Genomic DNA, 19,553 nt, shown 5'->3' with positions numbered 1-19,553 from the left:
AAAGCATCAGCAAGATGCCGATGCTTTAGGGCTGTTAATTGATTTGTCAAATTGGTCGTTTGAACCAAATTGAAGCAAAAAACATTTGAAATAGTGTAATTGAATGGTACTCGATTTCTTTCGAAATCTCCGTCCCATACTGTATCCGTAAACGAATGAATTCGCAACGGCTCCAGCAATTAACGTTTTGAGAATTGTGAAGCTTTACGAGCTTTTTTCAAACCTGGTTTCTTACGTTCAACCATACGTGGGTCACGTGTTAACAGACCAGCTGCTTTTAATGGTGCGCGGAAGTCAGGATCTACTTCTAGCAATGCACGAGAGATACCGTGACGAGCTGCTCCAGCTTGTCCAGTGAATCCGCCGCCGTTTACGTTAACGAAGATATCGTAGCTACCTAAAGTACCTGTAAGGTTTAAAGGTTGTTTGATTACTTCATATAAGTAAGCGAATGGGATGTAGTCTTCCATGTCTTTTTTGTTGAAAACGATTTTTCCTGTTCCTGGTAATAAACGTACGCGTGCAGTCGAATTCTTACGACGACCAGTTGCGATATATTGTGCTTGTGCCAATGAATTTCCCTCCTTAAATTAGGTTAGTGATGTCTAAAACTTCTGGTTGTTGAGCTTCGTGTGGGTGAACTGCTTCACCGTATACGTGTAACTTGGTGAATTGTTTAGCGCCTAAAGAGTTTTTAGGAAGCATGCCTTTAACAGACAATTCAACTAATTTTCTTGAATTCTTAGCACGTAATTCACCAGCTGAAATTTGTTTTAGCCCACCTGGATAACCTGAGTGACGGGAATAAATTTTGTCAGATGCTTTTTTACCTGTTAAAATAACTTTGTCTGCATTGATAACAATCACATAATCACCAGTGTCTACGTGTGGTGTGAAAGTTGGTTTGTTTTTACCGCGTAAAATAGTTGCAACTTGTGTTGATAAACGTCCCAATGGGATGTCAGTCGCGTCGATTACGAACCATTTACGGTCCATTTCGCTTGCTTTAGCCATGTATGTTGTACGCACGTTTGTTTCCTCCATATTCTTCTCTGTCTGTTTGATCCAATTGAGTTTCCGGGGCTCATCGTGGGGCAAACAATACCGTCTTATATGATACGACATTCCAAAAGGATTGTCAATCGATTCAAAAGAAATAATTTCTCCTTTTCAGCGCGTTTTCAGCGCAAAAAAGGCTCCACTCGCCCGCAGAAGCAGCGTTTATGGAACCTTTTTTTTATTTCTTCAAATATAAATATAATTGCTCGATGACCTCAGCCGGCACAAACGGATAGGCTCCTTTGCCGGATGTCTTGTAAGGTTTGAATGCTTCGATAATAGCGTGATCTTTCACGATATCTTCCACTGAGACAAACTCGCCTTTTTTTGTGAGCGTCACTTCAAAAGCTTCATATTCTTCAACCGGTACATTTTTTTTCGGGGTCGAGTAATGCGCCATGCTGGCTTGCACGGAAAGGACCACATCGTTCGGACAACCGATTGCTTCGTAAAACTGCGGCATAGCGGCAGCCACAAAATCCGGCACATCGCCGCGCGGGATGCGCTTGAGTTCCTTGATGAACGTTACCATTCTTCCACTCTCCTTCATTCATTCTTATGCTTCCATTATACGCGAGTTTCGGAATTTTAACATCATTCGAGAGAAATAACCGTTCAAGCGTGATCGGTTATTTCTCGCAACTTCACTGACTTTAAATACATAAAAATATTGACCACTTCAAACCCTCGTGCTACCATTGCAATAACATTAACTTAAAATGATAAACAGATGATAATGCACTTGTGTATGTCATTTTGTATAGAGGGGAATCGATGATGGATACAATCAGCATTCAAAGCTATCTTGCGCAATTAGGCAACAGAAAAGATCCGCATACCGGCGCCGTCAGTGCACCGATTTATTTGTCCACAGCCTATGGACATCCCGGCTTGGGTCAATCGACCGGCTATGACTATACCCGCACCGCTAATCCGACCAGGGATATCCTTCAAGAGGGCTTAGCTGTGCTTGAAAACGGCGTCCAAGGGTTCGCTACCAGCTCCGGTATGAGCGCTATTCAGCTCGCCTTCAGCATTTTCCCGGCCAATAGCCATTTCGTCGCATCCAGGGACCTTTATGGCGGCAGCTTCCGTTATTTCCAGGATATGGAGCGAAAAGGATTCTACTCCTTCACTTATGTCGATGATCCGATTGATATAGCGTCCGCCATCCACGAGCATACGGCTGCTGTCTACATCGAAACGCCGACGAACCCGCTGATGAAGGAAACGGATATCGCTGCTGTGGCTGAGATCGCCAAAAAGCACGGTTTACTGGTGATTGTGGACAATACCTTCTACACCCCTCTCTTGCAGCGTCCGCTCGACCTTGGTGCCGATATCGTCGTCCACAGCGCCACCAAGTACCTCGGCGGGCATAACGACCTGTTGGCAGGAGCGGTCGTGACGAACGACAATGCGCTTGGCGAACAATTGGCTTTCCAACTGAATACGGCAGGCGGCACTTTGGACGCCTTCGACTGTTGGCTCTTGGTCCGCGGGATGAAGACATTGCCGTTGCGCATGAAGCAGCATCAAGCGAACGCACAGGCTGTAGTGGCCTATCTGGAATCGGAAAATCTGATCAAATCAGTCTACTATCCGGGCAAAGGCGGCATGCTCAGCTTCACGCTCCATGATAAAGCGTACATCCCTGCCGTCTTGGATGCCCTGAACATCTTCACTTTCGCCGAAAGCCTGGGCGGGGTCGAGAGTCTGATCACCTACCCGACTACCCAAACCCATGCCGACATTCCGGTTGAAGTCCGCGAATCCTACGGCTTGACGGACGATCTGCTGCGCATCTCGACAGGTATCGAGGATGCGGATGATCTGATCGCAGATCTGCGCCAGGCCTTTGCGAAGGCTGCTGTCACAGCTAAAGCCTGACAATAAGATAGAGCGCAAAAGAAAATATGTTGAAAACCTCCGAAGAGCGGCATAGCACTTGACGGAGGTTTTTATTTTTGGCGCTGTCCTCCGGTGAATGGCGGCTTCGCCGAAGTTCAGACATTTTGCGGGAGCGGCAGCTCCGGTGGGCGATGCTTCGCCGGAGTTGGGCCCGATCGGCAAGCAGCTTCCTCCGGCGAGCGGTAGCTTCGCCGGAGCTGGCGCCGATTTCCTGCCCCGGCACGCAAAAAAGCGGCTGCGGAAAAGATTTCGTCTTTTCCGCAGCCGCTTTTTCAGCATACTTCTTTATTCTTCGTTCTGTTTGGTCTCGAATGCTTTTGTGATCGTCATCAGGGAGCGGAAGAGGTCTTCCATGCTGTCTTCGTAGGCTTTGTTCTCGGTCAGCCCGCGCACTTTATCCAGCACCCTATCTTCCCTGGATTGGTCCAGGATCGGCAATTTGTGCGCTTTCTTGATCCGCGCGATTTCCGTCACTGCATCCATCCGGCGTTCGAACAGTCTTACCAGTTCCTGGTCAATGGCATCGATCTCCGCTCTTTCCTTTTCAAACATCCCTCTTCCTCCTATCCATTCCTTAATTTTTCTTCATCATAATAGACTTCCACGAGATACAATCCCTGCGACGGGGCTGTCGGTCCGGCTTTGCGCCGATCTTTCACTTCCAAAAGGCGATCGATCTCCTCAACCTTTTTCAGGCCGTCAGCGATCTGCAGCAGCGTTCCCACGAAAATGCGGATCATATTGTAGAGAAAGCCATTGCCCCTGAAGGTAAAGACCAGCTCATTGTTTGCCTCATCCTTCCTGACGCTGGCTTCATAGACGGTCCGGACCAGATCGGTCTTGTCCGTTTTGGTCGAACAGAAGCTGGTGAAATCGTGCTCGCCTTCCAGTTTTTTGATGGCCCGTTCCAGATTTTCCATATTGAAGCGGTAAGGATGGTGCGTCGTGTAGAGTCGTTTGAAGGGGTTCGGGAAACGATCAAGATCGACCCGGTAAATGTATTTTTTCCCTATCGCATGATAACGCGAGTGGAATTCCTCTGAAGCGAGCTCCACCGATTTGATCAAAATGTCATCGGGCAGCAAACTGTTCAATGCCCGCAGCAGATGATCCGGCTTGATTGCAGCCGGGTAATCAAAATGGATGACTTGTCCGAGCGCATGGACGCCCGAATCGGTTCGGCCGGATGCGTGGATCGGAATGATTTGCCCGTTCGACATTTTCTTCAAGGCCTTTTCGATCTCGGTCTGGACACTGTTGCCGTTAGGTTGGACCTGATAGCCCACATAACCCGTTCCGTCATATTGCACGATGCATTTGTATCGTTGTGCAGTCATGGTTGGCGTATGCCCCTTTCTTATTTTTTATAATACAACGAAAGTATATAATTTTTTGTACTTGAATGTGCATCACCGCAGGTATCTCACAGGTTACCAACATGTTTCATGCACCTAAAATAATGTCCAGCTTCACGGGTTAGCCCTTCGGAAATTAGATAAATCTGTCCTATTGCGCTCTCCGATGCTCATTCGGACAGATTTCCTAAATTTCTTTCAGGGCTGAACGAACCCGTTCAGCTTTTCTCATTTTAAAAGGGACCGGAAATGCTACCCGGTCCCCAGACTCGTTCTATAGCGGCTGACTCAGCCTATATGCGTTCAAGATCGGAAGAACAGCAACAGCCCTGTCAGTGCGACAAACGCCAGCATACTCAGCGTATCGCGCTTCTGCCAATCGAGGATGCGGTATTTCGTCCGGCCTTCCCCGCCCTGATAGCCACGCGCCTCCATGGCATTCGCCAATTCATCGGCACGGTTAAAGGAGCTGACGAACAGCGGCACCAAAATCGGTGTGACTGCCTTCATCTGCTTCACGATATTGCCTTCACCGAACTCGACACCGCGAGCCCGTTGCGCATTCATGATCTTCGAAGCCTCATCCATCAATGTCGGCACGAAACGCAGCGCGATGGAAAGCATCAGCGCGATCTCATGGACAGGAACCTTGAAGCGTTTCAACGGCCCCAACAGCTTTTCGATCGCATCGGTCAACGACAACGGCATCGTCGTAAGCGTCAGCAGCGTCGAAATGAAAATGATCAGGACGAAACGCATGAAGATGAAGGCACCGTTGATCACCCCGAATGAAGTGATGCTGATCGGCCCCAGTACCAAGTACGTTTCCCCTCCCCGTGTGAAGAGGATCTGCAGCAATACCGTGAACAGGATCAACCAAATCAGCGGCTTCACGCCGTTCAGAAAGACCGACAGTTTAATATCGGACAGGATTACGCACAAGAAAGTGAACAACGTCATGATCAAATAAGTCTGCCAGTTGTTGGCCAGGAAGATGACGATGATGAAATAGAAAGCCCCGATCAGCTTTGCGCGCGGATCCAGTCGATGGACCAGCGAGTCGCCTTGGATGTAGCGACCAAACAATAATTTATCCAACATGGTTGCCACCCTCTTCCTTAGCGGCATTTTTGGAGCCTTTATTCTCATTGATTTTGGCGATCAGCACAGCCGCCAGTTGTTCCGTACGAAGCGGTCTTTCGTTTCCGAAATCGATGCCTGTCTTTTGACTGAATGTATCCAGGAAAGCCAGTGCGGATGGCAAGCCCAACTGTTTCTGCTGAAGCCAAGCGGCGTCCTTGAAAATTTCCGCAGGCGGGCCCATGCGGACAACTGTGCCCTTCTCAAGGATGACTACATGATCCGCATAGGTTGCAACATCATTCATTTGATGGGTAACCAATACGATGGTCAATCCTTTGTCGATATGGAGCTGATAGAACATATTCATGATTTCTCGTCTGCCGGCAGGATCCAATCCAGCCGTCGGTTCATCCAAAACCAGCACTTCCGGCTCCATCGCCAATACTCCGGCTATCGCTACGCGTCTCATTTGGCCCCCTGAGAGGTCGAATGGGGAACGATCCATGAAGGATTCATCCAAACCGACCAAAGGCAATACGCGCTTCACGATCGCCATTGCATCCGCTTCGCTGACGCCGAAGTTCATCGGTCCGAAGGCGATATCCTTCGCGATCGTCTCCTCGAACAGTTGCGACTCAGGAAACTGGAACACAATCCCCACTTTTTTCCGGAGGTCCTTGAGATTTTTGTTGTTCGATTTGTTCGTTATGATGCGGTCCCCGATCAGTACGCTGCCTTCTGTAGGCTTCAACAGGGCATTCAGATGCTGGGTGACAGTCGATTTACCGCTGCCGGTGTGACCGATCAACGCCGTGTAACTGCCGTCCGGGATATTCAGGTTCACATCATAAAGGGCCCGGCTTTCGAAAGGCGTTCCGGCAGAGTAGGAATAGCCTACTTTTTCGAAAGTAATGTCCATAACCAGCTCACCATCCCTTCCTCGGTCAAATATTCTTCTGGGACTTCCAGTCCCTGTCTCTTCAATTGGTATTTCAGCTTCTCTGGGAATGGGATATCCAAACCGATATCGATGATTTCCTTGCCCAAACTGAATATCTCTTCCGGCGTGCCGATCCGTTTCAATTGCCCGGCTTCCATCACAAAGATGCGGTTCGCTTTCGCAGCCTCATCGATGTCATGTGTGATCGAGATCACTGTCAGATTTTCTTTTTCTTTTATTTCCTGGATAGTCTCGATGACTTCATGACGGCCTTCCGGATCCAGCATGGTCGTCGCCTCATCAAGGATAATGATGTCTGGAGATAAAGCAACGATCCCGGCGATTGCGACGCGTTGCTTCTGTCCGCCCGAAAGACGTGCCGGTTCCTTGTCCATGAAGTTGGCCATATTCACAGCTGCAACCGCATCAGCTACCCGCTTCACCATTTCTTCGCGCGGAATGCCGACATTCTCCAAACCGAAAGCAACATCATCCTGCACGGTCGAACCGACAAACTGATTGTCCGGATTCTGGAATACCATCCCGATTTTTTTGCGGACGTCCCAAACCGTCTCTGCATTCAAAGTTGTTCCTTCAATGATCACTTCTCCGGAATTCGCTTCTATCAAGCCATTGATCGTTTTGGCCAAGGTTGACTTGCCTGAACCATTGGGCCCGATGATGGCGATCCATTCACCCTGCTGGATTGTCAACGAAACGTTGTTCAATGCCGGCCTTGCATCTTCCTCTGAATAGGAAAAAGTCACATTGCGCAACTCGATAATTTCATTCATGATTGCTGTCCTACTTTCTCTTTATTGGATCTTTATGTCCGTATCCGTCCATCCGCTCCTCAGACCAACGGGTATAAAAAAAGATGAAAAATACGGAAAGGAAATGCCTACTTTAGTAAGTATAAACTACTCTCCCGTATTTTTCATCCACTGTCTTGACACGGCACGGAAATAAAACGCTTTTATTTGTATATCAAAAGAAACTAGAAAATATATTGGCATTTTCTAGTTTCTTTTGATAAAAAAAGCACTTTTTTTGATGAAAAAATGCCCTTCCGAAGATCATGCGATCTTCGGAAGAACCTTGAGCTAGACTAGGGAAGCTGTAAGCAAGCCCATCATCATAACACTCTATTTCATCTAAAAGTGAACGTTTCATCTTTATGCGATTGAATTAAACTAATTCAATGATAACCATTTGTGCAGCATCGCCACGACGAGGTTCAGTCTTCAAGATACGTGTGTATCCGCCTTGACGTTCTGCATAGCGAGGTGCGATATCAGTGAACAATTTTTGTAAAGCTGATTGAACAACGATTTTGTCATCTTCTTCGCGTACAGCTGCTACTTCATTACGAACGTATGCTGCAGCTAAACGACGAGCAGCTAAATCTCCACGTTTGCCTAAAGTAATCATTTTTTCAGTAGTTGAACGAATTTCTTTAGCACGAGCTTCAGTTGTAACGATGCGTTCATTGATGATTAAGTCAGTAGTTAAATCACGAAGCATTGCTTTTCTTTGGGCGCTAGTGCGTCCTAATTTACGGTAAGCCATCCTAGGTTTTCCTCCTTTGCTACAGTACTAGTCGTCTTGACGCAAGCCTAGATTAAGATCATTCAGCTTGTTCTTCACTTCTTCAAGTGCTTTGCGTCCCAGATTACGTACTTTGATCATCTCTGCTTCAGACTTGTCTGTCAATTCTTGGACTGTGTTGATGCCTGCGCGTTTCAAACAGTTATAAGAACGTACGGATAAATCCAACTCTTCGATAGTCATTTCCAGCATTTTTTCTTTATGTGTTTCTTCTTTTTCAACCATTATCTCGGCCTTGCGGGCTTCATCGGTCAGATTAACAAAAATATTCAAATGTTCCGTTAAAATTTTGGCAGCCAAGCTGACTGCTTCTTCTGGGCTGATGGAACCATCTGTCCAGACATCCAACGTTAATTTATCGTAAATATTTTTTTGTCCGATACGAGTGTTTTCAACCTGATAATTCACCTTGCTGATTGGAGTATAGATGGAGTCGACTGGCAAAACACCGATCGGCATATCTTCCGTTTTGTTATATTCGGAACGAACATAACCACGGCCATTTTTTACATCCAAGCGAACATGAAAATGTGCTCCCTCTGAAACTGTACATATATATAAATCAGGGTTTAAGATTTCCACATCGCTGTCATGGGTAATATCCGCTGCAGTTACTACTGCTGGACCTTTTACGTCAATCTCGATTGTTTTGTCTTCGTCCGTATACAATTTCAAAGCTAATTTTTTGATGTTCAGAATGATTTGGGTAACATCCTCGACAACACCATCAATCGTTGAAAATTCGTGTAGAACACCATCGATTTGGATAGTTGTTACAGCTGTACCAGGAAGTGAAGATAATAGAATTCGACGTAATGAGTTCCCAAGTGTTGTTCCATAACCGCGTTCTAGTGGTTCTACAACGAATTTACCGAATTTGGCATCTTCGCTGATCTCAATCGTTTCAATTCTTGGTTTTTCAATTTCGATCATTTATCAATTTACCCCTTTCAAAACGTGAAGTTCATGTTAGTGAGTCCATTGCGTTTCGTTACATATCAGTACAATTCTCAATTAAACACGACGACGTTTTGGTGGACGGCATCCATTATGAGGAATAGGCGTTACATCGCGGATTGCGGTAACTTCCAAACCTGCTGCTTGTAATGAACGAATGGCAGCTTCACGTCCAGAACCAGGACCTTTAACAGCTACTTCAACTGTTTTCATGCCATGTTCCATAGAAACTTTAGCTGCTGCTTCTGCAGCCATTTGTGCAGCATAAGGAGTAGATTTACGAGAACCTCTGAATCCTAATGAACCTGCTGATGACCATGAAATAGCATTTCCATGAACATCTGTAATCATAACAATAGTATTATTAAAAGTTGAGCGGATATGTGCTACACCAGCTTCAACATTCTTTTTCACGCGGCGTTTGCGAGCTACTTTTTTAGCCATGAAGTTTTGACCTCCTTCACTTAATTATTATTTTTTCTTACCAGCGATTGCTTTAGCTGGGCCTTTACGAGTACGTGCGTTGTTCTTAGTGTTTTGTCCGCGAACAGGCAAACCACGACGGTGACGCATTCCTCTGTAAGAACCAATTTCAATCAATCGTTTAATATTTAGGTTAACTTCACGACGAAGATCACCTTCAACCTTTAATTTATCCACTTCAATACGGATACGGTCTAATTCATCATTCGTTAAATCACGAACGCGAGTATCTTCTGAAACCTCAGCTGCTGCTAAAACTTTTTGAGCTGTGTTCAATCCGATACCAAAAATATAAGTTAATGAAATAACTACACGTTTGTCACGCGGAACATCTACTCCTGCGATACGAGCCATTTATAGGCACCTCCTTGTTATTATCCTTGGCGTTGTTTGTGTTTGGGATTTTCGCAAATCACCATAACACGACCATTGCGGCGAATGACTTTGCATTTTTCGCAAATGGGTTTTACTGATGCTCTAACTTTCATTTAAATTCCCTCCTATTTAGTGATGGAGTGCAATTATTTAAAGCGGTAAGTAATGCGTCCACGAGTAAGATCGTACGGAGATAATTCTACCGTAACTTTATCGCCTGGCAAAATGCGGATGTAATGCATTCTAATTTTACCAGATACGTGAGCTAATACTATGTGACCATTTTCAAGTTCGACTTTAAACATTGCATTGGGCAAAGTTTCAACGACAACTCCTTCGATCTCAATGACATCGTCTTTCGCCACGCCTGCTAACCTCCTAACATTCTGTTGAGCTGATTAATCTCATGTCTTGGCAATTTTTACTCTAACTGCTAGATTATATCATAGCAAGTATCGATTGAAAAGAAATTTTCGATTAACTTCAAATGACATTTGCAACTATTCTATAATCTTTTGGATTTCGGTAAACAACTTGTCGATGCCGATTTCGCCATCTACATCATGTAACAATCCTTTTTCGCTGTAAAATGCAATGATTGGTTGAGACTGTTCAAGATTAATCTGAATGCGATTTTCTACGGTTTCAGGTTTATCATCTTCGCGTTGATAGAATTCGTGTCCGCCACAACGATCGCACGTTCCTTCCACTTTTGGAGGATTGTTCTGTTTGTGGTAAGTCGCTCCGCAAGAGCGGCAAATGATTCTACCTGTAAGACGTTGCATCAAAACTTCAGGGTTCACATCAATGTTAATAACAGCATCGATTTTTTTGTCGAGTTCATTCATGATAGCTTCAAGAGCTTTTGCCTGTACGAGGGTTCTTGGAAAACCATCCAACAAAAAGCCTTTTTCAGTATCAGATTCTGCTAATCTCTCTTTAACGATTCCGTTCGTAACTTCATCTGGAACAAGTTCGCCTTTATCCATATATGATTTTGCTTCCAGGCCCAAGGCTGTCTCATTTTTCATGGCAGCTCGGAACATGTCCCCTGTAGAGATATGCGGAATATTGTATTTCGCGATGATCTTTTCAGCCTGTGTTCCTTTTCCAGCACCGGGAAGACCCATAATAATTAGGTTCATCATTTTACTGCCTCCTAAAGATGTAAGAATATGTGACGAGGAAATCACTTCCCCCCCCACAAACTTACTATTGAATAAATCCTTGGTAATTACGTTTAACCATTCTACCTTCGATTTGTCTTGCCGTTTCCAATGCAGTACCAACTACAATTAAGAGACTTGTTCCGCCAAGGGCGAGCGAGTCCGGCAAATCCCACAAACCTGAGGCAATGATTGGCAACAACGCAATCAATCCAAGAAATAGCGCGCCGACCGTACTTAATCGCATAATCATGCCGGAAATATAATCTTCTGTCCCTTTACCCGGGCGTACACTTGGAATATAGCCGCCTTGCTTTTGCAAGTTCTCTGCCATCTTTTCAGGATTGATCTGAATGAAGGCATAGAAGTAAGTGAAGACAATGATCAATACCGTATAGATTGTTGCACCGATGGGTTCACGGTAATTAAAGATGGTTGACAAAATTTGATACCAGCTAGCTTCACTTTGACTTGTCGCGAAAAATCCGAGGATCGTCTGCGGTGTCATCATGAAAGAACTGGCAAAGATAACTGGAATGACTCCAGCTGAATTGATTTTTAAGGGCAAATGCGCAGATTGATTAGATCCGGATGCACGCTTGGAATATTGAATGGGGATTTTACGTTCAGCTTGTTGAACGTACACAACGAGTATGACCACCAATAATATTGCTGTCAATAGCGCAACCGAGAACAAAATGTTGTTCGTCAAATCGGATCCTGCATCCACAAAACGATCATTGTAGTAAGTGTAAAGATCTGAAGGGATTCTGGCGATGATACCTGAGAAGATGATCAATGACGTTCCGTTTCCGATACCGTGCATTGAAATGGATTCTCCGATAAAAACAACAAGCATCGAACCTGCAGTCATCACTAACGCGATGATCATGTAGGTCGTCATACCCGGATCGTTGACCAATCCCAAGTTTGAGAGTTGGTTGAAACCGATCGAAACACCGACAGATTGCACAAATGCTAAAATGACAGTCAAATATCTTGTAACTTGATTTAACTTTCTTCTACCTACTTCACCCTGTTTGGACCATTCCACAAATTTCGGAACAATGTCCATTTGTAACAATTGAACAACAATAGAAGAAGTGATGTATGGCGAAACACCCATAGCGAAAATGGAATACTGACTCAGTGCTCCACCTCCGAATGTGTTCAACAGACTGAACAAGCCCGTCGATGCCAAGTTTGTGATGGCACCCGCATCAACACCCGGTACAGTAATATGTGTTCCGAGACGGAACACAATCAACATACCTAGAGTAAAAATGATTCTATTTCTAATGTCCTTCGCCTGAAATGCATTTTTCAGAAGAGCAAACATTAGATCACCTCAACAGTCCCACCTGCAGCTTCGATAGCTTTTTGTGCTGCTTCGGAGAATTTATTAGCTTTAACTGTCAGTTTTTTCTCAACGCTTCCGTTGCCTAAAACTTTGATGCCTGATTTTTCATCTTTGACAATACCAGTTTCAACTAATAAAGCTGGAGTAACTTCTGTACCATCTTCGAAACGGTTTAATGTTTCTAAGTTGATGACAGCATATTCCTTACGGTTGATGTTCGTGAATCCACGTTTTGGAAGACGACGGAACAATGGAGTTTGTCCACCCTCGAATCCAAGTCTCACACCGCCGCCTGAACGGGCTTTTTGGCCTTTATGTCCACGACCGGATGTTTTACCATTACCGGATGAAGATCCGCGACCGACACGGTTACGTTCTTTACGTGAGCCTTCAGCAGGTTTTAATTCATGAAGTTTCATAGTAACTTGGCACCTCCTTCAATCTGATATTTATTATTTAACTTCTTCTGATGTTACTAAGTGGCTTACTGTGTTAATCATGCCCAAGATAGCTGGGTTAGCTGGTTTCACTACAGTTTTGCCGATTTTGGACAATCCCAAAGCCTTGCAAGTATCTTTTTGGTTTTGAGGACGTCCGATCAAGCTGCGTGTTAAAGTGATCTTTACTTCTGCCATGATGTAGTCCTCCTTATCCTAGTAATTCTTCAACTGATTTGCCGCGTAATTTCGCAACGTCTTCAGCATTTTTCAATTGTTTCAAGCCTTCGATTGTAGCACGTACCATGTTGATAGGTGTGTTCGAACCAAGGGACTTGCTTGTGATATCAGCGATACCAGCTAATTCAACAACGGCACGGACTGGTCCGCCTGCAGAAACTCCGGAACCGGATTTAGCAGGTTTCAACATTACGTTACCGCCACAGAAAGTTCCGATAACTTGGTGTGGGATTGTTGATTCAGACATTGGAACTTCAATAAGGCTCTTTTTAGCACTTTCGATAGCTTTACGAATAGCTTCTGGAACCTCGGCTGCTTTACCAGTACCGAATCCTACATGTCCGTTTCTGTCTCCTACAACAACTAAAGCAGCAAAACGCAGACGACGTCCACCTTTAACAACTTTTGTTACACGATTGATTGCAACAACGCGATCTTCTAATTCAATATGAGCTGGGTCAACATAAACCATGTGTGGTTATCCTCCTTTTCCTAGAAATCTAGTCCATTTTCGCGGGCAGCTTCAGCCAAAGCCTGCACACGACCATGGTACAGATAGCCACCACGGTCAAAGACTACTTTTTTGATACCTTTAGCAACAGAACGTTCAGCAATTAGTTTTCCAACTGCAGCAGCAGCTTCAGTTTTAGTACCGTTTGCGATTTCTGATTCTTTTGTAGAGGCACTTGCTAGCGTCACACCCGCTACGTCATCAATTAATTGAGCGTAGATGTTTTTGTTGGAACGAAAAACGTTCAAGCGTGGGCACTCTGCAGTACCAGAGATTTTTCTTCTTACTCGTGCGTGTCTAGCTTGGCGCACTTTGTTTTTATCTGGTTTAGTAATCACAATTGTCACCTCTTTATTTTAATTTTGTTGGGCCGTTCAGGAAGCAAGTAATAATAGCGGACTATTATTTACCTGTCTTACCTTCTTTACGACGGATGATTTCGTTAACGTATTTGATACCTTTACCTTTGTAAGGCTCTGGTGGGCGTACGCCACGGATGTTGGCTGCCAAAGCGCCAACTTTAGCTTTATCGTAACCTTTAACGATGATTTTAGTGTTAGTTGGTACTTCCACTTCAATACCGTCTTCAGGTGTGAATTCCACTGGATGAGAATATCCTACGTTCAATACAAGTTTTTTGCCTTGCAATTGAGCACGGTACCCAACCCCTACTAAGTCCAATTCTTTCGCAAATCCTTCAGATACACCTACAACCATGTTGTTCAACAACGCGCGTGTAGTACCGTGAATGGATTTAGTGAATTTCTCTTCGTTAGGACGAGTGAAAGTAACAGTGTTTCCTTCGATATTGATACCGATCATTTCATTAAATGTGCTAGTTAATTCGCCTTTAGGGCCTTTAACCGTAACAGTGTTACCTTGTTGAGTAACGGTTACGCCAGCTGGGATTTCGATTGCTTTATTACCAATACGACTCACAGGGCTGCACCTCCTTATTTTCTCTTATTTTTTAAAAAAAATTACCAAATGTAAGCTAATACTTCGCCGCCGATGTTTTTCGCTCTTGCTTCTTTGTCGGTGATAACACCTTCAGAAGTAGACACGATTGCGATTCCTAAACCATTCAATACTTTAGGGATGTCGCCAGTTTTAGCGTATACACGCAAACCTGGTTTTGAAATACGTTTCAAACCAGTGATGACGCGTTCGTTGTTTGGACCGTATTTTAAGAATACACGGATAACACCTTGTTTGTCGTCTGAAGTGTAATCAAAGTTTTTGATGAAACCTTCAGCCTTAAGAATGTTAGCGATCTCTAATTTTGTCTTTGATGCAGGCACTTCTAAAGATTCGTGACGTACCATGTTGGCATTACGAATACGAGTTAAGAAATCTGCGATTGGATCTGTCATGACCATTTACATTATACCTCCTTTTGCGAGTATGGTTAAATTACCAGCTAGCCTTTTTCACGCCGGGAATTTGTCCTTTATAGGCAAGTTCACGGAAGCAAATACGGCAAAGTTTGAATTTGCGATAAACTGAATGTGGACGTCCGCAACGTTCACAACGAGAGTAAGCTTGAGTAGAATGTTTTGCGGGACGTTTGTTTTTAGCAATCATGGATTTTTTAGCCAATTATTATTCGCCTCCTTAGCTTATTTTTGGAATGGCATTCCAAGTTGAGTCAATAATTCTCTTGATTCTTCGTCAGTGTTAGCAGTAGTTACGATAACGATATCCATACCACGTACTTTGTCGACTCTATCATAGTCAACTTCTGGGAAAATCAATTGTTCTTTGATACCTAAAGTATAGTTTCCACGACCATCAAAAGATTTTTTGCTGATCCCACGGAAGTCACGTACACGTGGTAATGAAACTGTTACTAGTTTATCCAAGAAGTCGTACATTCTTTCGCCACGTAAAGTAACTTTAGTGCCGATAGGCATACCTTCACGTAAACGGAATGCAGCGATTGATTTTTTAGCCAACGTGATGACTGGTTTTTGACCAGAGATCAAAGTTAGTTCTTCAACTGCTTTATCCAAGTTTTTTGTGTTTGAAACAGCATCACCCACACCCATGTTGATGACGATTTTGTCAATTTTAGGTGCTTGCATGATTGAAGTGTATTCAAATTTTTCCATCAATGATGGAACGATTTCTTTTGTATATCTTTCTTTTAAACGGTTCATTTAGAATATCCTCCTTCCTCTAATAATTAATCAATGATTTCGCCGGTTTTTTTGGAAACGCGGACTTTTTTGCCATCTACGACTTTAGATCCTACGCGAGTAGGTTCGCCAGTTTTAGCATCAATTAACATAATGTTAGAAACATGGATAGGTGCTGCTTCTTCAAGAATTCCACCTGTTGGGTTTGTTTGGGAAGCTTTGCGATGTTTCTTGACAATATTAATGCCTTCGACAATAACACGATCTTTTTTAGGGAAAGTTTTAAGGATGACTCCTTCTTTACCTTTATCTTTTCCAGTAATGACTTTAACTTTATCACCAGTTTTTACGTGCATGCTTTGTTGCACCTCCTTCATTTATGACAGTTGATTACAATACTTCTGGAGCAAGGGAAACGATCTTCATGTAGTTGTTGTCACGCAATTCACGTGCAACTGGTCCAAAGATACGTGTTCCACGAGGGCTCTTGTCGTCACGAATGATTACACAAGCATTTTCGTCAAATTTGATGTAAGAACCATCTTTACGGTGTGCGCCGTGTTTCGTACGAACGATAACAGCTTTAACTACATCACCCTTTTTGACAACACCACCGGGTGTAGCTTGTTTTACTGTGCAGACGATTGTATCACCAATTCCTGCGAATTTGCGGTTTGAACCACCTAAAACTTTGATAGTTAACACTTCTTTAGCGCCTGAATTATCGGCAACTCTTAAGCGGGATTCTGTTTGTATCACGTCAGTATCCTCCTTCCGGATATAAAAATATTTATTTGTCTGATTAGATGATTACTGATTCTTCAACAACTTCCAGTAAGCGGAAGTTTTTAGTAGCAGATAGAGGACGAGTCTCCATAATTCTAACTACATCTCCCATTTTAGCTTGGTTGTTTTCATCATGTGCTTTGTACTTTTTAGAGTACTTAACGCGTTTGCCGTAAGTTGGATGTGTTTTAGTTGTAGATACTTCTACAACGATTGTTTTATCCATTTTATCGGAAACAACAACACCTTGGTAGACTTTACGTTGGTTACGTTGTTCAGTCATTTCGTTGTGACCTCCTTTGCTGATCTACTATTTTTGCAATTCTTGTTGTCGCAATACAGTTTTAATACGTGCAATTGATTTGCGTACTTCTTTCAAGCGGGCAGTATTTTCTAACTGGCCGGTTGCAAGTTGGAATCGTAGATTGAATAATTCATCTTTGAATTGTTTTTCTTTTTCAATCATTTCAGCAGTGGATAACTCTTTAAGTTCATTAGCCTTCATTCGATTCACCACCAATTTCTTTACGTTTTACAATTTTTGTTTTAACTGGCAATTTGTGAGATGCAAGACGTAGAGCTTCGCGTGCCACTTCTTCAGGGACGCCTGCTACTTCGAACATGATCTTGCCGCGTTTAACTGGAGATACCCAACCTTCAGGAGCCCCTTTACCAGAACCCATACGGACTCCGATAGCTTTGGATGTATATGATTTGTGAGGGAATATTTTGATCCAAACTTTCCCACCACGTTTCATGTAACGAGTCATAGCGATACGAGCAGCTTCGATCTGACGGTTTGTGATCCAATGAGAGTCAACAGCTTGCAAACCAAATTCACCGAATACTACTTCTTTTCCGCCTTTAGCTTCTCCGCGCATTTTTCCACGGAACTCACGACGGTGTTTTACACGTTTAGGTACTAACATTGGTTATTTCCCTCCTTTCTCAGTTGTTTTTTTTGCTGGTAAAACCTCACCACGGTAAATCCAAACTTTAACGCCTAATTTACCATAAGTTGTGTCAGCTTCTTCCCAAGCGTAGTCGATGTCCGCACGCAATGTATGCAATGGAACAGTTCCTTCAGCATGAGTTTCAGCACGAGCGATATCTGCACCATTCAAACGACCAGAAACTTGCGTTTTGATCCCTTTAGCGCCAGATCTCATTGTACGTTGGATAGCTTGTTTTTGAGCACGACGGAAAGCTACACGGTTTTCCAACTGTTTAGCGATACCTTCAGCAACCAATTTAGCATCCAAGTCTGGTCTTTTGATTTCCACGATGTTGATGTGTACTTTTTTACCAGTAAGTTCATTTAACTCTTTACGAGTTTTTTCTACTTCAGAACCGCCTTTACCGATTACCATACCAGGTTTGGCAGTATGAATTGAAACGTTCACGCGGTTAGCGGCACGTTCGATTTCGATTTTAGAAACAGAAGCTTCGCTTAAGTTCTTTTCGATATATTTACGGATACGTAAATCTTCATGTAAGAAAGCTGCGAAATCTTTTTCAGCGTACCATTTAGCATCCCAGTCACGGATGATGCCGACACGCAATCCTAATGGATGAATTTTTTGACCCACAGATTATCCCTCCTTCTTTTCTGATACCACGATTGTGATGTGGCTAGTACGTTTCATGATTGGTGAAGCTGAACCTTTTGCACGTGGACGGAAACGTTTCATCGTTGGTCCTTCGTTAACATAAGCCTCGCTTACTACCAAGTTTTCGATATCTAAATCATAATTATGTTCTGCATTAGCAATTGCTGACATCAACACTTTTTCTACAACGGGCGAAGCGCCACGCGGTGTGAATTTCAGAATGGAGATTGCTTCTCCGATGCTCTTGCCTCTGATAAGATCCACTACTAAACGAACCTTACGAGCGGCAATGCGAACAGTTTGTGCAGATGCTTTTGCAGCTGTGATTTGTTCTGGCATGTTATTTCCTCCCCTCGTAATTAACGGCGACCTGTTTTCTTGTCGTCTGCGGCATGGCCACGGTATGTTCTTGTTGGAGCGAATTCTCCTAATTTGTGTCCTACCATGTCTTCTTGAATGTAAACTGGAACGTGTTTTCTTCCATCATAAACTGCAATCGTTTGACCGATGAATTGTGGGAAAATTGTAGAGCGGCGAGACCAAGTTTTGATTACTTGTTTCTTTTCGCTAGCTAGAGCAGCTTCAACTTTCTTAATTAAATGTTCATCGACAAAAGGTCCTTTTTTCAAACTACGACCCATGGTGAAGCCTCCTTTCGATTATGTGTTGCTTCAGTCAATTATTGTTGTGATAATTATTTTTTGCGTCCGCGAACGATCAGCTTGCTAGATTTAGCCTTCTTGCTACGAGTTTTGTAACCAAGAGCAGGTTTACCCCAAGGAGTAACTGGCGCTTTGCGTCCGATTGGAGATTTACCTTCACCACCACCGTGTGGGTGATCGTTAGGGTTCATTACAGAACCGCGGACTGTAGGGCGTTTACCCAACCAACGGTTACGTCCGGCTTTACCGATGTTGATCAATTCGTGTTGTTCGTTACCTACTGAACCGATTGTTGCACGGCAAGTTGAAAGGATTAAACGTACTTCGCTTGAGTTCAAACGAACTAATGTATATTTACCTTCTTGTCCAAGTACTTGAGCACTTGTACCAGCTGAACGGATCAATTGACCGCCTTTGCCTGGTTTTGTTTCGATGTTGTGGATAACAGTACCGACTGGGATGTTTGCCAATGGCATTGCGTTTCCGATTTTGATATCAGATCCTACTCCAGATTCGATTTGTTGGCCTACTTCGATGCCTTTAGGGGCAATAATGTAAGTTTTGATTCCATCAACATATTGGATCAATGCGATGTTTGCAGTGCGGTTTGGATCGTACTCGACAGCTTTGACGATACCAATAACTCCATCTTTATTACGTTTGAAGTCGATCACACGGTAAGCACGTTTGTGTCCACCCGCTTGATGACGAACTGTAATTTTACCTTGGTTGTTACGACCGGCTTTTCTTTTGATTGGTTCGATCAAAGATTTCTCAGGTGTTGTTTTTGTGATCTCTGCGAAATCAGAACCAGTCATATTACGACGGCCGTTTGTGGTAGGTTTGTATTTCTTAATCGCCACGTTTTTTCC

The 19,553-nt window shown here is 43.7% G+C and carries 34 protein-coding genes; 1 reads left to right on the top strand and 33 read right to left on the bottom strand.

What is annotated here, in order from left to right; translation table 11 throughout:
- Positions 1 to 179: 179 nt before the first annotated feature.
- The 3 genes from rpsI to BM184_RS01390 form a co-directional block, all read right to left on the bottom strand.
- Positions 180 to 572, bottom strand: a complete 393-nt coding sequence (gene rpsI, locus BM184_RS01400; protein ID WP_086942228.1) for a 30S ribosomal protein S9 — start codon at positions 570 to 572, stop codon at positions 180 to 182.
- 13 nt (positions 573 to 585) lie between these two features.
- Entirely contained in the window at positions 586 to 1,029 is a 444-nt protein-coding gene (gene rplM / locus BM184_RS01395) for a 50S ribosomal protein L13 (protein ID WP_086942227.1), read from the bottom strand.
- Between the two features lie 208 nt (positions 1,030 to 1,237).
- Positions 1,238 to 1,591: a hypothetical protein gene (locus BM184_RS01390; protein ID WP_086942226.1), complete on the bottom strand. Its 354-nt coding sequence runs from the start codon at positions 1,589 to 1,591 to the stop codon at positions 1,238 to 1,240.
- 242 nt (positions 1,592 to 1,833) lie between these two features.
- Here BM184_RS01390 and BM184_RS01385 point away from each other — a divergent pair, with 242 nt between their 5' ends.
- Complete coding sequence (locus tag BM184_RS01385; RefSeq protein ID WP_086942225.1) at positions 1,834 to 2,949, top strand: PLP-dependent transferase; 1,116 nt, start codon at positions 1,834 to 1,836, stop codon at positions 2,947 to 2,949.
- A 306-nt stretch (positions 2,950 to 3,255) separates the two neighbouring features.
- Here BM184_RS01385 and BM184_RS01380 read toward each other — a convergent pair whose 3' ends face one another.
- The 30 genes from BM184_RS01380 to rplB form a co-directional block, all read right to left on the bottom strand.
- Positions 3,256 to 3,522 (bottom strand): chorismate mutase, encoded by a 267-nt coding sequence (locus BM184_RS01380; RefSeq protein ID WP_086942224.1) that lies wholly within the window; start codon positions 3,520 to 3,522, stop codon positions 3,256 to 3,258.
- Positions 3,523 to 3,533: 11 nt separating this feature from the next.
- Positions 3,534 to 4,307, bottom strand: coding sequence for a tRNA pseudouridine(38-40) synthase TruA (gene truA, locus BM184_RS01375; RefSeq protein WP_086942223.1), 774 nt, complete (start codon positions 4,305 to 4,307; stop codon positions 3,534 to 3,536).
- A gap of 321 nt (positions 4,308 to 4,628) precedes the next feature.
- Positions 4,629 to 5,426 (bottom strand): energy-coupling factor transporter transmembrane component T family protein, encoded by a 798-nt coding sequence (locus BM184_RS01370; RefSeq protein ID WP_086942222.1) that lies wholly within the window; start codon positions 5,424 to 5,426, stop codon positions 4,629 to 4,631.
- Positions 5,416 to 6,327 (bottom strand): energy-coupling factor ABC transporter ATP-binding protein, encoded by a 912-nt coding sequence (locus BM184_RS01365; RefSeq protein ID WP_086942221.1) that lies wholly within the window; start codon positions 6,325 to 6,327, stop codon positions 5,416 to 5,418. Before BM184_RS01365 ends, BM184_RS01370 begins: the two co-directional genes overlap by 11 nt.
- Positions 6,303 to 7,142 (bottom strand): energy-coupling factor ABC transporter ATP-binding protein, encoded by an 840-nt coding sequence (locus BM184_RS01360; RefSeq protein WP_086942220.1) that lies wholly within the window; start codon positions 7,140 to 7,142, stop codon positions 6,303 to 6,305. Before BM184_RS01360 ends, BM184_RS01365 begins: the two co-directional genes overlap by 25 nt.
- 394 nt (positions 7,143 to 7,536) lie before the next feature.
- Positions 7,537 to 7,917 carry a 50S ribosomal protein L17 gene (rplQ, locus tag BM184_RS01355; RefSeq protein ID WP_086942219.1) on the bottom strand — a complete coding sequence of 127 codons (381 nt, stop codon included), beginning with the start codon at positions 7,915 to 7,917 and terminating at the stop codon, positions 7,537 to 7,539.
- Between the two features lie 27 nt (positions 7,918 to 7,944).
- On the bottom strand, positions 7,945 to 8,889 hold the full coding sequence (locus BM184_RS01350) for a DNA-directed RNA polymerase subunit alpha (protein ID WP_093364989.1): 945 nt from the start codon (positions 8,887 to 8,889) through the stop codon (positions 7,945 to 7,947).
- Positions 8,890 to 8,970: 81 nt separating this feature from the next.
- A complete protein-coding gene (gene rpsK / locus BM184_RS01345; protein WP_068623076.1) occupies positions 8,971 to 9,357 on the bottom strand; it encodes a 30S ribosomal protein S11 in 387 nt (128 codons plus the stop codon).
- Positions 9,358 to 9,384: 27 nt separating this feature from the next.
- Positions 9,385 to 9,750: a 30S ribosomal protein S13 gene (rpsM, locus tag BM184_RS01340; RefSeq protein WP_086942218.1), complete on the bottom strand. Its 366-nt coding sequence runs from the start codon at positions 9,748 to 9,750 to the stop codon at positions 9,385 to 9,387.
- Positions 9,751 to 9,770: 20 nt separating this feature from the next.
- Complete coding sequence (gene rpmJ, locus BM184_RS01335; protein ID WP_062470716.1) at positions 9,771 to 9,884, bottom strand: 50S ribosomal protein L36; 114 nt, start codon at positions 9,882 to 9,884, stop codon at positions 9,771 to 9,773.
- Positions 9,885 to 9,917: 33 nt separating this feature from the next.
- On the bottom strand, positions 9,918 to 10,136 hold the full coding sequence (infA, locus tag BM184_RS01330) for a translation initiation factor IF-1 (RefSeq protein WP_068558953.1): 219 nt from the start codon (positions 10,134 to 10,136) through the stop codon (positions 9,918 to 9,920).
- Positions 10,137 to 10,271: 135 nt separating this feature from the next.
- Positions 10,272 to 10,916, bottom strand: coding sequence for an adenylate kinase (locus tag BM184_RS01325; RefSeq protein ID WP_086942424.1), 645 nt, complete (start codon positions 10,914 to 10,916; stop codon positions 10,272 to 10,274).
- Between the two features lie 67 nt (positions 10,917 to 10,983).
- On the bottom strand, positions 10,984 to 12,276 hold the full coding sequence (secY, locus tag BM184_RS01320; protein ID WP_086942217.1) for a preprotein translocase subunit SecY: 1,293 nt from the start codon (positions 12,274 to 12,276) through the stop codon (positions 10,984 to 10,986).
- Positions 12,276 to 12,716, bottom strand: a complete 441-nt coding sequence (rplO, locus tag BM184_RS01315) for a 50S ribosomal protein L15 (protein ID WP_086942216.1) — start codon at positions 12,714 to 12,716, stop codon at positions 12,276 to 12,278. The genes secY and rplO overlap by 1 nt, the downstream gene beginning before the upstream one ends.
- 33 nt (positions 12,717 to 12,749) lie before the next feature.
- On the bottom strand, positions 12,750 to 12,932 hold the full coding sequence (gene rpmD, locus BM184_RS01310; RefSeq protein ID WP_068558960.1) for a 50S ribosomal protein L30: 183 nt from the start codon (positions 12,930 to 12,932) through the stop codon (positions 12,750 to 12,752).
- Positions 12,933 to 12,945: 13 nt separating this feature from the next.
- Positions 12,946 to 13,446 (bottom strand): 30S ribosomal protein S5, encoded by a 501-nt coding sequence (gene rpsE, locus BM184_RS01305; RefSeq protein WP_086942215.1) that lies wholly within the window; start codon positions 13,444 to 13,446, stop codon positions 12,946 to 12,948.
- A gap of 20 nt (positions 13,447 to 13,466) precedes the next feature.
- The gene (rplR, locus tag BM184_RS01300) at positions 13,467 to 13,823 is read right to left on the bottom strand and encodes a 50S ribosomal protein L18 (RefSeq protein WP_086942214.1); all 357 of its coding nucleotides are present in this window, start codon (positions 13,821 to 13,823) and stop codon (positions 13,467 to 13,469) included.
- Between the two features lie 64 nt (positions 13,824 to 13,887).
- Positions 13,888 to 14,424: a 50S ribosomal protein L6 gene (gene rplF, locus BM184_RS01295; RefSeq protein ID WP_086942213.1), complete on the bottom strand. Its 537-nt coding sequence runs from the start codon at positions 14,422 to 14,424 to the stop codon at positions 13,888 to 13,890.
- A 41-nt stretch (positions 14,425 to 14,465) separates the two neighbouring features.
- A complete protein-coding gene (gene rpsH / locus BM184_RS01290) occupies positions 14,466 to 14,864 on the bottom strand; it encodes a 30S ribosomal protein S8 (RefSeq protein ID WP_086626913.1) in 399 nt (132 codons plus the stop codon).
- A 34-nt stretch (positions 14,865 to 14,898) separates the two neighbouring features.
- Complete coding sequence (locus tag BM184_RS01285) at positions 14,899 to 15,084, bottom strand: type Z 30S ribosomal protein S14 (RefSeq protein ID WP_072763659.1); 186 nt, start codon at positions 15,082 to 15,084, stop codon at positions 14,899 to 14,901.
- A 20-nt stretch (positions 15,085 to 15,104) separates the two neighbouring features.
- Positions 15,105 to 15,644: a 50S ribosomal protein L5 gene (rplE, locus tag BM184_RS01280; protein ID WP_068558969.1), complete on the bottom strand. Its 540-nt coding sequence runs from the start codon at positions 15,642 to 15,644 to the stop codon at positions 15,105 to 15,107.
- Between the two features lie 26 nt (positions 15,645 to 15,670).
- Positions 15,671 to 15,979, bottom strand: a complete 309-nt coding sequence (gene rplX, locus BM184_RS01275; protein ID WP_068558971.1) for a 50S ribosomal protein L24 — start codon at positions 15,977 to 15,979, stop codon at positions 15,671 to 15,673.
- A 34-nt stretch (positions 15,980 to 16,013) separates the two neighbouring features.
- Positions 16,014 to 16,382 (bottom strand): 50S ribosomal protein L14, encoded by a 369-nt coding sequence (gene rplN, locus BM184_RS01270; RefSeq protein ID WP_068558973.1) that lies wholly within the window; start codon positions 16,380 to 16,382, stop codon positions 16,014 to 16,016.
- Between the two features lie 43 nt (positions 16,383 to 16,425).
- Positions 16,426 to 16,692 carry a 30S ribosomal protein S17 gene (gene rpsQ, locus BM184_RS01265; RefSeq protein WP_068558975.1) on the bottom strand — a complete coding sequence of 89 codons (267 nt, stop codon included), beginning with the start codon at positions 16,690 to 16,692 and terminating at the stop codon, positions 16,426 to 16,428.
- Between the two features lie 27 nt (positions 16,693 to 16,719).
- Positions 16,720 to 16,914, bottom strand: coding sequence for a 50S ribosomal protein L29 (gene rpmC, locus BM184_RS01260; RefSeq protein ID WP_068558977.1), 195 nt, complete (start codon positions 16,912 to 16,914; stop codon positions 16,720 to 16,722).
- Positions 16,904 to 17,338 (bottom strand): 50S ribosomal protein L16, encoded by a 435-nt coding sequence (gene rplP, locus BM184_RS01255; RefSeq protein ID WP_068623089.1) that lies wholly within the window; start codon positions 17,336 to 17,338, stop codon positions 16,904 to 16,906. The genes rpmC and rplP overlap by 11 nt, the downstream gene beginning before the upstream one ends.
- 3 nt (positions 17,339 to 17,341) lie before the next feature.
- Positions 17,342 to 17,998, bottom strand: coding sequence for a 30S ribosomal protein S3 (gene rpsC, locus BM184_RS01250; RefSeq protein ID WP_086942212.1), 657 nt, complete (start codon positions 17,996 to 17,998; stop codon positions 17,342 to 17,344).
- A gap of 3 nt (positions 17,999 to 18,001) precedes the next feature.
- The gene (gene rplV / locus BM184_RS01245; protein ID WP_086626908.1) at positions 18,002 to 18,358 is read right to left on the bottom strand and encodes a 50S ribosomal protein L22; all 357 of its coding nucleotides are present in this window, start codon (positions 18,356 to 18,358) and stop codon (positions 18,002 to 18,004) included.
- 20 nt (positions 18,359 to 18,378) lie between these two features.
- A complete protein-coding gene (gene rpsS / locus BM184_RS01240) occupies positions 18,379 to 18,660 on the bottom strand; it encodes a 30S ribosomal protein S19 (protein WP_068558985.1) in 282 nt (93 codons plus the stop codon).
- A gap of 53 nt (positions 18,661 to 18,713) precedes the next feature.
- Entirely contained in the window at positions 18,714 to 19,544 is an 831-nt protein-coding gene (rplB, locus tag BM184_RS01235; protein ID WP_086942211.1) for a 50S ribosomal protein L2, read from the bottom strand.
- Between the last annotated feature and the right edge of the window lie 9 nt (positions 19,545 to 19,553).

The organism is Trichococcus pasteurii, assembly GCF_900112935.1.
GTDB lineage: Bacteria > Bacillota > Bacilli > Lactobacillales > Aerococcaceae > Trichococcus > Trichococcus pasteurii.
Note: the sequence above shows the minus strand (reverse complement) of the source record. Positions and strands in the feature narration are given on the sequence as shown.

Bases quoted from the DNA above. Each gene is read 5' to 3' on its own strand.
- rplE (WP_068558969.1), bottom strand. From the start codon at position 15,644: ATGAACCGTTTAAAAGAAAGATATACAAAAGAAATCGTTCCATCATTG.
- BM184_RS01385 (WP_086942225.1), top strand. From the start codon at position 1,834: ATGATGGATACAATCAGCATTCAAAGCTATCTTGCGCAATTAGGCAAC.
- truA (WP_086942223.1), bottom strand. From the start codon at position 4,307: ATGACTGCACAACGATACAAATGCATCGTGCAATATGACGGAACGGGT.
- BM184_RS01390 (WP_086942226.1), bottom strand. From the start codon at position 1,591: ATGGTAACGTTCATCAAGGAACTCAAGCGCATCCCGCGCGGCGATGTG.
- BM184_RS01380 (WP_086942224.1), bottom strand. From the start codon at position 3,522: ATGTTTGAAAAGGAAAGAGCGGAGATCGATGCCATTGACCAGGAACTG.
- BM184_RS01365 (WP_086942221.1), bottom strand. From the start codon at position 6,327: ATGGACATTACTTTCGAAAAAGTAGGCTATTCCTACTCTGCCGGAACG.
- rpsH (WP_086626913.1), bottom strand. From the start codon at position 14,864: ATGGTCATGACAGATCCAATCGCAGATTTCTTAACTCGTATTCGTAAT.
- secY (WP_086942217.1), bottom strand. From the start codon at position 12,276: ATGTTTGCTCTTCTGAAAAATGCATTTCAGGCGAAGGACATTAGAAAT.
- rpsK (WP_068623076.1), bottom strand. From the start codon at position 9,357: ATGGCTAAAAAAGTAGCTCGCAAACGCCGCGTGAAAAAGAATGTTGAA.
- rpsQ (WP_068558975.1), bottom strand. From the start codon at position 16,692: ATGACTGAACAACGTAACCAACGTAAAGTCTACCAAGGTGTTGTTGTT.
- rpsS (WP_068558985.1), bottom strand. From the start codon at position 18,660: ATGGGTCGTAGTTTGAAAAAAGGACCTTTTGTCGATGAACATTTAATT.
- BM184_RS01360 (WP_086942220.1), bottom strand. From the start codon at position 7,142: ATGAATGAAATTATCGAGTTGCGCAATGTGACTTTTTCCTATTCAGAG.
- rpsE (WP_086942215.1), bottom strand. From the start codon at position 13,446: ATGGTTTATGTTGACCCAGCTCATATTGAATTAGAAGATCGCGTTGTT.
- rpmC (WP_068558977.1), bottom strand. From the start codon at position 16,914: ATGAAGGCTAATGAACTTAAAGAGTTATCCACTGCTGAAATGATTGAA.
- rpmJ (WP_062470716.1), bottom strand. From the start codon at position 9,884: ATGAAAGTTAGAGCATCAGTAAAACCCATTTGCGAAAAATGCAAAGTC.
- BM184_RS01370 (WP_086942222.1), bottom strand. From the start codon at position 5,426: ATGTTGGATAAATTATTGTTTGGTCGCTACATCCAAGGCGACTCGCTG.
- rplX (WP_068558971.1), bottom strand. From the start codon at position 15,979: ATGCACGTAAAAACTGGTGATAAAGTTAAAGTCATTACTGGAAAAGAT.
- rpmD (WP_068558960.1), bottom strand. From the start codon at position 12,932: ATGGCAGAAGTAAAGATCACTTTAACACGCAGCTTGATCGGACGTCCT.
- rplQ (WP_086942219.1), bottom strand. From the start codon at position 7,917: ATGGCTTACCGTAAATTAGGACGCACTAGCGCCCAAAGAAAAGCAATG.
- rplV (WP_086626908.1), bottom strand. From the start codon at position 18,358: ATGCCAGAACAAATCACAGCTGCAAAAGCATCTGCACAAACTGTTCGC.
- rplO (WP_086942216.1), bottom strand. From the start codon at position 12,716: ATGAAACTTCATGAATTAAAACCTGCTGAAGGCTCACGTAAAGAACGT.
- BM184_RS01325 (WP_086942424.1), bottom strand. From the start codon at position 10,916: ATGAACCTAATTATTATGGGTCTTCCCGGTGCTGGAAAAGGAACACAG.
- rpsM (WP_086942218.1), bottom strand. From the start codon at position 9,750: ATGGCTCGTATCGCAGGAGTAGATGTTCCGCGTGACAAACGTGTAGTT.
- BM184_RS01350 (WP_093364989.1), bottom strand. From the start codon at position 8,889: ATGATCGAAATTGAAAAACCAAGAATTGAAACGATTGAGATCAGCGAA.
- rplP (WP_068623089.1), bottom strand. From the start codon at position 17,338: ATGTTAGTACCTAAACGTGTAAAACACCGTCGTGAGTTCCGTGGAAAA.